General features: G+C 69.6%; 12 protein-coding genes. 9 read left to right on the forward strand and 3 right to left on the reverse strand.

Going from position 1 to position 13,009, the window contains the following annotated elements:
- Window positions 1-285: 285 nt before the first annotated feature.
- Window positions 286-1,791, forward strand: a complete 1,506-nt coding sequence (gene eccD / locus ABTX60_RS12470; RefSeq protein ID WP_352097040.1) for a type VII secretion integral membrane protein EccD — start codon at window positions 286-288, stop codon at window positions 1,789-1,791.
- A 276-nt stretch (window positions 1,792-2,067) separates the two neighbouring features.
- Here the strand turns inward: eccD and ABTX60_RS12475 are convergent, their stop codons facing one another.
- Window positions 2,068-2,361 (reverse strand): DUF397 domain-containing protein, encoded by a 294-nt coding sequence (locus ABTX60_RS12475; protein ID WP_352097021.1) that lies wholly within the window; start codon window positions 2,359-2,361, stop codon window positions 2,068-2,070.
- Between the two features lie 267 nt (window positions 2,362-2,628).
- On the opposite strand from ABTX60_RS12475, the gene rpsO reads away from it, so the two are divergent.
- The 5 genes from rpsO to ABTX60_RS12500 all read left to right on the forward strand — a co-directional run bounded on the left by rpsO (window position 2,629) and on the right by ABTX60_RS12500 (window position 8,044).
- Entirely contained in the window at window positions 2,629-2,916 is a 288-nt protein-coding gene (rpsO, locus tag ABTX60_RS12480; RefSeq protein WP_003993372.1) for a 30S ribosomal protein S15, read from the forward strand.
- Between the two features lie 285 nt (window positions 2,917-3,201).
- Window positions 3,202-5,418, forward strand: a complete 2,217-nt coding sequence (locus ABTX60_RS12485) for a polyribonucleotide nucleotidyltransferase (protein ID WP_352097022.1) — start codon at window positions 3,202-3,204, stop codon at window positions 5,416-5,418.
- Window positions 5,415-6,794, forward strand: a complete 1,380-nt coding sequence (locus ABTX60_RS12490) for a M16 family metallopeptidase (RefSeq protein ID WP_352097023.1) — start codon at window positions 5,415-5,417, stop codon at window positions 6,792-6,794. The genes ABTX60_RS12485 and ABTX60_RS12490 overlap by 4 nt, the downstream gene beginning before the upstream one ends.
- A gap of 28 nt (window positions 6,795-6,822) precedes the next feature.
- A complete protein-coding gene (dapB, locus tag ABTX60_RS12495; protein WP_352097024.1) occupies window positions 6,823-7,575 on the forward strand; it encodes a 4-hydroxy-tetrahydrodipicolinate reductase in 753 nt (250 codons plus the stop codon).
- 13 nt (window positions 7,576-7,588) lie between these two features.
- Entirely contained in the window at window positions 7,589-8,044 is a 456-nt protein-coding gene (locus ABTX60_RS12500) for a tetratricopeptide repeat protein (protein ID WP_352097025.1), read from the forward strand.
- Between the two features lie 73 nt (window positions 8,045-8,117).
- Here the strand turns inward: ABTX60_RS12500 and ABTX60_RS12505 are convergent, their stop codons facing one another.
- The gene (locus ABTX60_RS12505) at window positions 8,118-8,672 is read right to left on the reverse strand and encodes an SCO5741 family PH domain-containing membrane protein (protein WP_352097026.1); all 555 of its coding nucleotides are present in this window, start codon (window positions 8,670-8,672) and stop codon (window positions 8,118-8,120) included.
- Between the two features lie 111 nt (window positions 8,673-8,783).
- Complete coding sequence (locus ABTX60_RS12510) at window positions 8,784-9,023, reverse strand: hypothetical protein (RefSeq protein WP_352097027.1); 240 nt, start codon at window positions 9,021-9,023, stop codon at window positions 8,784-8,786.
- A 157-nt stretch (window positions 9,024-9,180) separates the two neighbouring features.
- Between ABTX60_RS12510 and thyX the strand changes: the two genes are divergently transcribed.
- From thyX to ABTX60_RS12525, 3 genes are all read left to right on the forward strand, one after another.
- A complete protein-coding gene (gene thyX / locus ABTX60_RS12515) occupies window positions 9,181-9,921 on the forward strand; it encodes an FAD-dependent thymidylate synthase (protein ID WP_352097028.1) in 741 nt (246 codons plus the stop codon).
- Between the two features lie 212 nt (window positions 9,922-10,133).
- Window positions 10,134-11,033 (forward strand): 4-hydroxy-tetrahydrodipicolinate synthase, encoded by a 900-nt coding sequence (gene dapA / locus ABTX60_RS12520; protein WP_351641725.1) that lies wholly within the window; start codon window positions 10,134-10,136, stop codon window positions 11,031-11,033.
- A 153-nt stretch (window positions 11,034-11,186) separates the two neighbouring features.
- Window positions 11,187-12,872 (forward strand): ribonuclease J, encoded by a 1,686-nt coding sequence (locus tag ABTX60_RS12525; RefSeq protein WP_352097029.1) that lies wholly within the window; start codon window positions 11,187-11,189, stop codon window positions 12,870-12,872.
- Window positions 12,873-13,009: the final 137 nt, after the last annotated feature.

Genomic DNA, 13,009 nt, shown 5'->3' on the forward strand with positions numbered 1-13,009 from the left:
CCGTCCGCCGCCCCGTGTCAGGCGGACGCAGGCCGCCGCGCGATCCTACTGACTCCCCTGGACGCGGGGGGCGATAGGGTGCCGGAAGTTCGCGTCGGCACATGCGAGTTGAGCTGGAGTGAACCGGGCATGGCGGCAGATCCCGCCGGCTTCGGAAGCCCGGCGACGGGACGAAGGGCCGCTCCTGCGGCCTCGCCGCACGATCGGTCACGGGGGACGGGAAACGGCGCAGAGTTTCCGTACCGTAGGTAAAGAATCATCACTGAGGGGGAGCAGCAGGTGAGCATGACGGCCTCCGCGGCAGTCACCGGAAGGGGACCCGGTACGGGAACTCCCGTGGGGGCGGGCACGGGACTCGGTTTCTGCCGCGTCACCATCGTCGCGCCCGACAGCCGGATCGACGTGGCGCTGCCCGACGACATCCCGGTCGCCGACCTCTATCCGGAGATCCTCACACTCGCCCGGCAGAGTCCCGCCGAGAACGCGCCCGTCGGCTACCACCTGGTCCGCCGGGACGGCACCGTCCTCGACAGTGCCCGTTCCTTCGCCGCCCAGCGCATCCTCGACGGCGAACTCCTCGCGCTGCGCCCGTTCTCCGAGTCGCTGCCGCCCGCCGTCTTCGACGACGTCTCCGAGGCGGTCGCCTCCGCAGTGACCACCGGGCACACCTTGTGGAGCGGCGACCTGACGCGCGCGGCGGGTCTCCTCGGGGGAGGCGTACTGCCGGTCCTGCTCGCCTTCGTGGCCTGGATGGGCGACCCGCTGCACGACATGAACAGCCTGCCCGGAATCCTAGCCGGCGTCGTCGGTGTCCTCCTGGTCGTCCTGGCCTGCGTGCGCGCCCGGGTCTACGACGACCGGGCGTCGGCCATCGCCCTGGGACTCGGCGCCCTCCCCAACGTCGGTGTGGCCGGCTCGGGTCTCCTGCCGCTCGCCGACGGACAGGGCATCGGCCGGCTCCAGTTCCTCCTCGCCTGCGCGGCGGTACTGCTGGCCTCGGTCCTGCTCACCCTGTGCTCGCCGAGCGGGGACGGCCCCTTCGTCGGCTTCGTCGCGGCCTCCGCCGTCAGCCTGATCGCCGTGTTCGCGGCGATCCTCGCCGACTGGACGCCTTCCGAGATCGCCGCCCTGTGCGCCCCGATCGCCGTCGGAGGCCTGGCCTTCCTGCCCGGGCTGTCGATGCGCTTCGCCCGGCTCCCGATCGGCTTCGACACCCCGAACACGGCCCCGCGCAGCGCGTACGACACAGACCCCGCCCCCCAGGAGCCGGTCGACGCCGAGCGGGTCGCCGCCCAGGCGCGGCGTGGACACGAACTCCTGGTCGGTCTGGTGGGCGGCTGCGCGCTGCTCGCCGTCGGTTCCTCGGCGGTCCTTGGGTTCTCCGAGAACGTCTGGGCCCAGCTCCTGGCCCTGGCGACCGGTCTGGCCATGCTGATGCGCGCCCACCTCTTCCGCTACACCGCCCAGGTGGCCCCCGTCCTGGCCGCCGGCCTCGCCTCTCTCGTGCTGCTCGGCCTCGGGCTGGCACTCAATCCACCGCACTCGGTCGTCCGCGACGCCCTCACGGGCGACCGTGCCGACCTCGACGTCCGGACCATCTGGCTCGTGGTGGCGATCGCCGCGGCGGCCGCGCTCGTCACGGCGATCGGTCTGATCGTCTCGCGCGGCGGCCTCACCCCGTTCTGGGGACGCTTCCTGGAGATCGCCGAGGGCTTCGTGCTGCTGACCCTGGTGCCGCTGACCCTGGCGGTGTTCGACGTGTACTCGGCAGTCCGCTCGATGACCGGCTGAGCCCGACCCGCTTCCCTACGTCTTCACCCGGTATATCCGGACGGCGGATCCACCAGGCCAATGGGAAGCGACCGACGACACTGCGTGCACCGGTCCGCCGTCCAGCGTGGTAGCGGCGGCCGCGGGTGCCGGGTTGCTACGGGACCCATTGTCCGCTCCGTGGGACACGCCGCCGACCGCCGCCACGCAGAGCCGTATGGAGGCTCATCGGTCCGACCCCCGGGTCGTCGAGGAGTGCTCGACGACCCGGTCAGGGCCGGCCCTCGTACCCACCCGTCACCCCGGGGCATGCCCTCCATCGCGAGGCGTCGGCTCGAGATCGAACTCCCCGTCCCGCGCCCCCAGCACGAACGCCCGCCACTCCGCCTCCGTGTAGCGCAGCACCGTGTCCGGGTCGAGCGACGACCGCATCGCCACGGCCCCCTCGGGCAGATAGGCGATCTCGACCCGCTCCTCGTGCGCCTCGGTGCCCGGCGCGCTGTGCCACTCGACACCGGCGATGTCGAGGGCGTAGAGCTCGTCCCGCTCCCGCTCCTTGCGTGCCTTGATCTCCTCAGCCGTCTCCGCCATGCCGCAGCGACCCCTTCCCGACGTACGAACGATCCGAATCTGCTCACCCTAGTAGCCCCCTCCGCCCCGGCCGGGAGGTTCGAGGACCAGGGCAAAGGGGACCCCGGTCGCCTGGTACCCTGGTCGACGGCCGTTTGTGTACGCACCCCCGGAGCTCACCGCTCTGGAGGCCGCGCTCAGCGGATCCCCGCCTTCCGAGTCATGGAAGCTCCCCCGAGACAAAGACCGGGGGCACTCGGTGGCCACCACAGACTACGAGGAGTACGCGTGCCGCTCGACGCCGCTACGAAGAAGCAGATCATCACCGAGTTCGGCCAGAAGGAGGGCGACACCGGCTCCCCCGAGGTCCAGGTCGCCATGCTCTCGCGCCGCATCTCGGACCTGACCGAGCACCTCAAGACCCACAAGCACGACCACCACTCCCGCCGTGGCCTGCTGATCCTGGTGGGTCAGCGTCGCCGCCTTCTCCAGTACCTGGCGAAGAAGGACATCCAGCGCTTCCGTGCGCTGGTCGACCGCCTCGGCATCCGCCGCGGTGCGGCGGGCGCCAAGTAACACGCCGTGAGGGGAGCGGTTCCCGGAGAATGGGGGCCGCTCCCTTTGCTGTACGTGCGGAGTGTCACCACTGCTTTGTAGTGTGGTAGCACAACGCAATAGGGACGACACAGCACAACAAGAAGAGGAGAGGCGCACCTGGCCGCCGCCGGTCCTCGGTAGTGGCCCCCGGGAAAACGACTCCCGGGAGCTTCGATCGAAGACCGGCCCGCACAGCACGGCGCGCTTCTCCGCAACCGTCTCCCTGCCACACGGGCAGCGGGACGAGGACGAGGAGAAAACCTAGTGGAGAACGAGACCCACTACGCCGAGGCCGTCATCGACAACGGCGCCTTCGGTACCCGCACCATCCGTTTCGAGACGGGCCGCCTGGCCAAGCAGGCCGCCGGCTCCGCCGTGGCGTACCTGGACGACGACACCATGGTGCTGTCGGCCACCACCGCCTCCAAGAACCCCAAGGACCAGCTCGACTTCTTCCCCCTCACGGTGGACGTCGAGGAGCGGATGTACGCCGCCGGCAAGATCCCCGGCAGCTTCTTCCGCCGTGAGGGCCGTCCCTCCGAGGACGCCATCCTCACCTGTCGCCTGATCGACCGCCCGCTGCGCCCCTCCTTCAAGAAGGGCCTGCGCAACGAGATCCAGGTCGTCGCCACGATCATGGCGCTCAACCCCGACCACCTGTACGACGTCGTCGCGATCAACGCCGCGTCCGCGTCCACGCAGCTGGCCGGCCTGCCCTTCTCCGGTCCGATCGGCGGCGTCCGCGTCGCGCTGATCAGCGGCCAGTGGGTGGCCTTCCCGACACACACCGAGCTCGAGGACGCCGCGTTCGACATGGTCGTCGCGGGCCGCGTCCTGGAGGACGGCGACGTCGCGATCATGATGGTCGAGGCCGAGGCCACCGAGAAGACCATCAAGCTGGTCGAGGGCGGCGCCGAGGCGCCGACCGAGGAGGTCGTCGCCGCCGGTCTCGAGGCCGCGAAGCCCTTCATCAAGGTCCTCTGCAAGGCCCAGTCGGACCTCGCCGCCAAGGCCGCCAAGCCCACCGGCGAGTTCCCGATCTTCCTCGACTACCAGGACGACATCCTGGAGGCGCTCACCGCCGCCGTCCGCCCGGAGCTCGCCTCCGCGCTGACCATCGCGGGCAAGCAGGAGCGCGAGTCCGAGCTGGACCGCGTCAAGGCGCTCGCCGCCGAGAAGCTCCTGCCGGAGTTCGAGGGCCGCGAGAAGGAGATCTCCGCCGCGTACCGCTCGCTGACCAAGACCCTGGTCCGTGAGCGCGTCATCAAGGAGAAGAAGCGCATCGACGGCCGCGGTGTCACCGACATCCGCACCCTGGCCGCCGAGGTCGAGGCCATCCCGCGGGTCCACGGCTCCGCCGTGTTCGAGCGTGGTGAGACCCAGATCCTGGGCGTCACCACCCTGAACATGCTCCGCATGGAGCAGCAGCTGGACACCCTCTCCCCGGTGACCCGCAAGCGCTACATGCACAACTACAACTTCCCGCCGTACTCCACTGGCGAGACCGGCCGCGTCGGCTCTCCGAAGCGCCGCGAGATCGGCCACGGCGCCCTCGCCGAGCGCGCCCTGGTGCCGGTCCTGCCGACGCGCGAGGAGTTCCCCTACGCGATCCGCCAGGTCTCCGAGGCGCTGAGCTCCAACGGCTCGACGTCCATGGGCTCGGTCTGCGCCTCCACCATGTCGCTGCTGAACGCCGGTGTGCCCCTGAAGGCCCCCGTCGCCGGTATCGCCATGGGTCTGATCTCCCAGGAGATCGAGGGCGAGACGCACTACGTCACCCTCACCGACATCCTCGGTGCGGAGGACGCCTTCGGCGACATGGACTTCAAGGTCGCCGGCACGAAGGACTTCGTGACCGCCCTCCAGCTCGACACCAAGCTGGACGGCATCCCGGCCTCCGTCCTGGCCGCGGCCCTCAAGCAGGCCCGTGACGCCCGCCTCCACATCCTCGACGTGATGATGGAAGCGATCGACACCCCGGACGAGATGTCCCCCAATGCCCCGCGGATCATCACCGTCAAGATCCCCGTGGACAAGATCGGCGAGGTCATCGGCCCCAAGGGCAAGATGATCAACCAGATCCAGGAGGACACCGGCGCCGACATCACGATCGAGGACGACGGCACGATCTACATCGGCGCGGTCGACGGACCGTCCGCCGAGGCCGCCCGCACCACGATCAACGGCATCGCCAACCCGACCATGCCGGAGGTCGGCGAGCGCTACCTGGGCACGGTCGTGAAGACGACCACCTTCGGCGCGTTCGTCTCCCTGCTGCCCGGCAAGGACGGTCTGCTGCACATCTCGCAGATCCGCAAGCTGGCCGGCGGCAAGCGCGTGGAGAACGTCGAAGACGTCCTCGGCGTGGGCCACAAGGTCCAGGTCGAGATCGCCGAGATCGACTCCCGCGGCAAGCTCTCCCTGATCCCGGTCATCGAGGGCGAAGACGGCGACGAGACGAAGGACGACGGCGACAAGTGACGCCCCGTGGCTTCCAGGCGACGGCCCGCACCTCCTCGGAGGGGCGGGCCGTCGCCCGTACCCAAACCCTCATCAAGGGTGAGAACGGCATCGGTACGGTCCGCAAGACCACCCTCCCCGGCGGCCTGCGCATCGTCACCGAGACTCTGCCCTCGGTCCGCTCCGCGACCTTCGGCATCTGGGCGCACGTCGGCTCCCGCGACGAGACCCCGGCCCTGAACGGCGCCACCCACTACCTGGAGCACCTGCTCTTCAAGGGCACCAGCCGCAGGTCGGCCCTGGACATCTCCGCCGCGCTGGACGCGGTCGGCGGCGAGATGAACGCGTTCACGGCCAAGGAGTACACGTGCTACTACGCACGCGTGCTCGACAACGACCTGCCGCTGGCCATCGACGTCGTCTGCGACATGCTGACCGGCTCGCTGATCCGCGAGGACGACGTCGACGTGGAGCGGGGTGCGATCCTCGAAGAGATCGCCATGACCGAGGACGACCCGGGTGACTGCGTGCACGACCTGTTCGCGCACACGATGTTCGGCGACAACGCCCTCGGCCGCCCGGTCCTCGGCACCGTCGAGACGGTCAACGCCCTCACCGCCGACCGCATCCGCCGCTTCTACAAGAAGCACTACGACCCGACCCACCTGGTCGTCGCCTGCGCCGGCAACATCGACCACGCCAAGGTCGTACGGCAGGTCCGCGCCGCCTTCGAGAAGGCCGGTGCCTTCAAGGACCTGGCCGCGGATCCGGTCGCCCCGCGCAGCGGGACGCGCGCCCTGCGCACCGCGGGCCGCGTCGAGCTGATCGACCGCAAGACCGAACAGGCGCACGTCGTGCTCGGCATGCCGGGCCTGTCCCGCACGGACGAGCGCCGCTGGGCCCTGGGCGTGCTGAACACCGCCCTCGGCGGCGGCATGTCCTCCCGCCTCTTCCAGGAGGTCCGCGAGAAGCGCGGCCTGGCCTACAGCGTGTACTCGTACACCTCCGGCTTCGCCGACTGCGGCCTGTTCGGCGTCTACGCCGGCTGTAGGCCCTCGCAGGTGCACGACGTGCTGAAGATCTGCCGCGACGAGCTCGACCAGGTCGCCGAGCACGGCCTCTCGGACGACGAGATAGGGCGCGCGATCGGCCAGCTCCAGGGGTCCACGGTCCTCGGCCTGGAGGACACCGGCGCGCTGATGAACCGCATCGGCAAGAGCGAGCTGTGCTGGGGCGAGCAGATGTCCGTCGACGACATGCTGTCGCGGATAGCGTCGGTCACCCCGGACGACGTCCGTGAGGTCGCCCGCGAGATCCTGGGACGGCGGCCCTCCCTGTCGGTCATCGGCCCACTGAAGGACAAACAGGCGGCCCGCCTCAACAACGCCGTCGCCTGACGATCCCCTGGTGAAGGAAGCACAAGAGATGAGCAAGCTGCGCGTGGCGGTCCTCGGCGCCAAGGGCCGGATCGGCTCGGAAGCCGTACGAGCCGTCGAAGCCGCCGAGGACATGGAACTGGTCGCCGCCCTCGGCCGGGGCGACAAGCCGGAGGCGCTGACCGAAGCCGGCGCCCAGGTCGCGGTCGAACTGACCACGCCCGACTCGGTCATGGCCAACCTCGAATTCTGCGTCGGCCACGGTATCCACGCGGTGGTCGGCACCACCGGCTGGACCGACGAGCGCCTCGCGCAGCTGAACGGCTGGCTGTCCGCCTCCCCGGAGACGGGCGTGCTCATCGCGCCGAACTTCTCCATCGGGGCCGTGCTGAACATGAAGTTCGCGCAGATCGCGGCACCGTACTTCGAGTCGGTGGAGGTCATCGAGCTCCACCACCCGAAGAAGGTCGACGCCCCGTCGGGCACCGCCACGCGCACGGCGCAGCTCATCGCGTCGGCTCGTGCCGAGGCGGGTGCGGGCCAGGCACCGGACGCCACGGAGACGGCCCTGGACGGGGCGCGGGGCGCGGACGTCGACGGCATCCCCGTGCACTCCGTTCGGCTGCGCGGCCTGCTGGCCCACCAGGAGGTCCTGCTGGGCGGCGAGGGCGAGACGCTCACCATCCGCCACGACTCGCTCCACCACAGCAGCTTCATGCCGGGCATCCTGCTCGGCGCCCGCCGCGTGGTGAGCACCCCGGGCCTGACGTTCGGCCTGGAACACTTCCTGGATCTGAACTGAGCCCCTGACCGTCATGCGCGCGAAGCTCACCTACGCCCTCACCGCCGCCGTCCTGGTCGTCTACTTCGTCCTGGTCGGCAGTCGCGGCGTCCTGCTCATCGAGATCGGCACGCCCCTCACCGTCACGTTCGGTGTCGCCGTGCTGATCCTGCCGGTCATCGGCCTGTGGTTCCTGTGGAAGAACACCCAGTTCGCCCGCAAGGCCAATCAACTCGCCGCCGCACTCGACGCCGAGGGCGGGCTGCCCGTCGACGAACTGCGGCGCACCCCCAGCGGGCGCATCGACCGCGACTCGGCCGACGAGGTCTTCGCCAGGCGCAAGGCCGAGACGGAGGACGCCCCCGACGACTGGCGCACCTGGTTCCGTCTCGCCGTCGCCTACCACGACGCCCGTGACACCCCGCGCGCCCGCAAGGCGATGCAGCGCGCGATCGCCCTGCACGACGGCAAGCAGCCCGAAGCTGCCTGAGGCGCTGCCCACTCATGCCGGAGGGGCCGGACCGTTCTCACGGTCCGGCCCCTCCGGCATGAGGCTCCAAGCGTCAGCGTGGGCCGTAGTCCTCGGCCCACGCCTCGACCGCGTCGGCCGCCCGGTCGAAGGCCTCCGCACGACCCAGGAAGTCGGCGTTGTGCGTGGTCATCAGAGGCGGCAGATCGCCCGCCTCCCGGCCTCGGCGCTCCAGCAGCAGCGCTTGCCCCTGCACGGTTCGGGGGAGCCCCAGCCAGCGCACCGGCTGCTGCACCGTCCGCACGGAGACGACCTGCTCCCAGGGCGCCGTACGCGTCGTGAGGAAACCCACGTGCCGTAGCCCGCGCGCGCTGACCCACACGCCCACGCGCAGCAGCCGCAGCGCCGTGGCGATGACGAGCAGCGCCAGGCCGAACACCAGTGCCGCCGAGCCGAGTTGGGCCGTCGCGGCGATGACGACCGCCGCGAACAGCACGAACGAGGCGAGCAGCAGCGCGAGCGCGGCCACCACGACGCGCCACGGCCCCGGCCGGTACGGACGCCGCCAGCGGTCACGGTCTTCGTGGGGCAACGGAACGTCGTCCGCCGCCTCGAAAACGCGGTCGGCCGTAAGGAAGGGCAGGGGCACGGCTGGTCCTCACTCGATCCATGCGTGGGCTGTGCCCGGTGAGGCTACCGATCTGTGTCCCCGGTCACCACCGGCGGGGGCCGGATGGAGTCACCGCCGGCCCGGCGCGGTTCAGTGCCTGTCGGACGCCTGCGACTGCTGAGGCTGATCAGCCGTCTTGTCGGGCGTCAGCGCGGGCGTCCCGACGACCAGGGATCCCACGAGCCCCGCCACGATGGTGAGCCCCAGCAGCCAACGCCCGGCCATCTGACCGACGGACGACGGCTCACGGGGTGGGGGAGTGACATTGCTGCGGAACCTGTCGGCCTCGGCGACGAAGGCAAACGGTACGGGTTCACGCCGACCGAACATCAGGGGTACGTCTCCTTCAAGGGTGGAACGGATCACTTTCGTCTGTAGAGACGAACGAACTCCCTCAGAGGTGCCCTGTTTCACCGACTTCATTGCGGCCCGTCACCAAACGTAGAGTGGCGTCGCCAAGAGACGCGATGGGAAGGCCCTGCGAACCGTGACCGAGACCCCCGACGACGACTTCAAGATCGACTTGCGCGGTGATGTCACCGTTGAGCTGGTGAAACACAGCGCGGCGGACTCCGACGTGCTGTTCGCAGCACGGGTTTCCACCCTGGGGGAGCAGTCCCTTGAAGAGCTGCAGAAGGACCCTGAGCGCTCGAAGGGCCTGATCAACTACTTGATGCGGGACCGGCACGGCAGCCCGTTCGAGCACAACTCCATGACCTTCTTCGTGAGTGCGCCGATCTTCGTCTTCCGCGAGTTCATGCGGCACCGCGTCGGCTGGTCCTACAACGAGGAGAGCGGCCGCTACAGGGAGCTCCAGCCGGTCTTCTACGTGCCGGACACCTCCAGGAAGCTGATCCAGCAGGGGCGGCCGGGCAAGTACGAGTTCGTCGAAGGCACTCCCGAGCAGCACCAGCTCGTCGGCGAGACCATGGAAGATTCCTACCGTCAGGCCTACAAGAAGTATCGACAGATGCTCGCCGCCGGCGTCGCACGCGAGGTCGCCCGCTCGGTCCTCCCGGTCGGCCTGTACTCGTCGATGTACGCCACCTGCAACGCCCGCTCGCTGATGCACTTCCTCGGCCTGCGCACCCAGCACGAGCTGGCGAAGGTCCCGTCCTTCCCGCAGCGCGAGATCGAGATGGTCGGCGAGAAGATGGAGGCCGAGTGGTCCCGGCTCATGCCGCTCACCTACGCCGCCTTCAACGCGAACGGACGCGTGGCGCCGTAGGGCGTCCCGGTTTTCCCGATCAGGTACAGATGTGCGGTTCAGCCGTGCGAAGTGTCCGTATTGCGGCATTTAGAGAAGTTCATCTAGCCTGATCAAACGGGTCCGGCACTGCTTGAACCCCCGAGCAGGCAGTGCCGGGCTCCACCTTTGTCACGACTTGTCGCCTGCCCCATGGGCAGACCCGGTCCTGAGCAACGAGTAGCGTGTAACCCATGGCTCCGACCTCGACTCCGCAGACCCCCTTCGGGCGGGTCCTCACCGCCATGGTCACGCCCTTCACGGCGGACGGCGCACTCGACCTCGACGGCGCGCAGCGGCTCGCCGCCCACCTGGTGGACGCAGGCAACGACGGCCTGGTCATCAACGGCACCACCGGCGAGTCCCCGACCACCAGCGACGCGGAGAAAGCGGATCTCGTACGGGCGGTCCTGGAGGCGGTCGGCGACCGCGCCCACGTGGTGGCCGGAGTCGGCACCAACGACACCCATCACAGCATGGAACTCGCCCGGGCCGCGGAGCGCACCGGCGCACACGGCCTGCTCGTCGTGACGCCGTACTACAACAAGCCGCCGCAGGAGGGCCTCTACCGGCACTTCACCGCCGTCGCCGACACCACCGGCCTTCCGGTGATGCTCTACGACATTCCCGGCCGCAGCGGCGTCCCGATCAGCACCGAGACGCTCGTCCGCCTCGCCGAGCACCCGCGCATCGTCGCCAACAAGGACGCAAAGGGCGACCTCGGCCGCGCCAGCTGGGCCATCGCCCGCTCCGGCCTCGCCTGGTACTCCGGCGACGACATGCTGAACCTGCCCCTGCTCTCGGTCGGCGCGGTCGGTTTCGTCTCGGTCGTCGGGCACGTCGTCACCCCCGAGCTGCGCGCCCTGGTCGAGGCGTACACCTCGGGCGACGTCCAGAAGGCCACCGAGATCCACCAGCAGCTGCTCGCCGTCTACACGGGCATGTTCCGCACCCAGGGCGTGATGACGACGAAGGCGGCGCTCGCCTTGCAGGGACTGCCCAGCGGGCCGCTGCGCGCCCCCATGGTCGAATGCGCGCCCGAAGAGATCGAGCAGCTCAAGATCGATCTTGCTGCCGGCGGGGTACAGCTCTGACATCAGACTTCGCGCGGATCCCCGCGCAACTGCTTCACAACTGAATAAGCGGGCCACCGGTGCCCGCGCACCCCACACAGACAACTGCTTCTGCACGAACGTCACGCGCGCCACGTGCCACCGGTACGTGGCGTGCGTGGTGAGGAGAGTCTTTTGAGTCATCCGCATCCCGAACTCCGCACGCCCCCGCCGCTCCCCGAAGGCGGCCTGCGTGTCACCCCGCTCGGCGGCCTCGGCGAAATCGGCCGGAACATGACGGTCTTCGAATTCGGCGGCCGCCTGCTGATCGTCGACTGCGGAGTGCTCTTCCCCGAGGAGGAGCAGCCCGGAATCGACCTGATCCTGCCGGACTTCTCGTCCATCAGGGACCGCCTCGACGACATCGAGGGCATCGTGCTCACGCACGGGCACGAGGATCACATCGGCGGCGTCCCCTTCCTCCTGCGCGAGAAGCCGGACATCCCGCTGATCGGCTCCAAGCTGACCCTCGCCCTCATCGAGGCCAAGCTCCAGGAGCACCGGATCCGCCCCTACACCCTCGAGGTGGTGGAGGGGCACCGCGAGCGCATCGGCCCCTTCGACTGCGAGTTCATCGCGGTCAACCACTCCATCCCCGACGCGCTGGCCGTGGCCATCCGCACCCCCGCGGGCATGGCGGTCCACACCGGCGACTTCAAGATGGACCAGCTTCCGCTGGACAGCCGCCTCACGGACCTCCACGCGTTCGCACGCCTGAGCGAGGAGGGCATCGACCTCCTCCTCTCGGACTCGACCAATGCCGAGGTGCCGGGGTTCGTCCCGCCCGAGCGGGAGATCTCCAACGTCCTGCGCCAGGTCTTCGCCGGCGCCCGCAAGCGCATCATCGTCGCGAGCTTCGCCAGCCACGTGCACCGCATCCAGCAGATCCTGGACGCGGCGCACGAGTACGGCCGCCGCGTCGCCTTCGTCGGGCGCTCCATGGTCCGCAACATGGGCATCGCGCGGGACCTGGGCTATCTGAGGGTGCCGCCGGGCCTGGTCGTGGACGTCAAGACGCTCGACGACCTCCCGGACAGCGAGGTGGTCCTGGTCTGCACGGGCTCCCAGGGCGAGCCGATGGCGGCCCTGTCCCGCATGGCCAACCGCGACCACCAGATCCGCATCGTCCAGGGCGACACGGTGATCCTTGCGTCGTCCCTGATCCCCGGCAACGAGAACGCGGTCTACCGCGTGATCAACGGCCTCACCCGCTGGGGCGCCAACGTGGTCCACAAGGGCAACGCCAAGGTCCACGTCTCCGGCCACGCCTCCGCGGGCGAGCTCCTGTACTTCTACAACATCTGCCGCCCGAAGAACCTGATGCCGGTGCACGGCGAGTGGCGCCACCTCCGGGCCAACGCCGAGCTGGGCGCCCTGACCGGCGTCCCGCACGACCGCATCGTCATCGCCGAGGACGGCGTCGCCGTCGACCTCGTCGAGGGCAAGGCGAAGATCTCCGGCAAGGTCCAGGCGGGATACGTCTACGTCGACGGCCTCTCGGTCGGTGACGTGGGCGAGCCGGCCCTCAAGGACCGCAAGATCCTCGGTGACGAGGGCATCATCTCGGTCTTCGTGGTCATCGACTCGTCCACCGGGAAGATCACCGGCGGCCCGCACATCCAGGCCCGCGGCTCCGGCATCGAGGACTCCGCCTTCGGCGACGTGGCCCCCAGGATCACGGAAGTGCTCGAACGCTCCGCCCAGGACGGCGTGGTGGAACCCCACCAGCTTCAGCAGCTCGTGCGCCGCACGCTGGGCAAGTGGGTCTCGGACACCTACCGACGCCGGCCGATGATCCTGCCTGTGGTGGTGGAGGTCTGACGACCCGTCGGGCCTGAGCCCGAGCCAACTGGGAGCGGGGGGGGGGGGGGGGGGGGGGGGGGGCCCCGCCCCCGAGCGGGTAGAAAAAAACCACACCGCCGCCCCCCCCCACACCCACCACGCCAGGGCAGCACGGC

This window comes from Streptomyces sp. NPDC126510 (assembly GCF_040302345.1).
Lineage (GTDB): Bacteria > Actinomycetota > Actinomycetes > Streptomycetales > Streptomycetaceae > Streptomyces.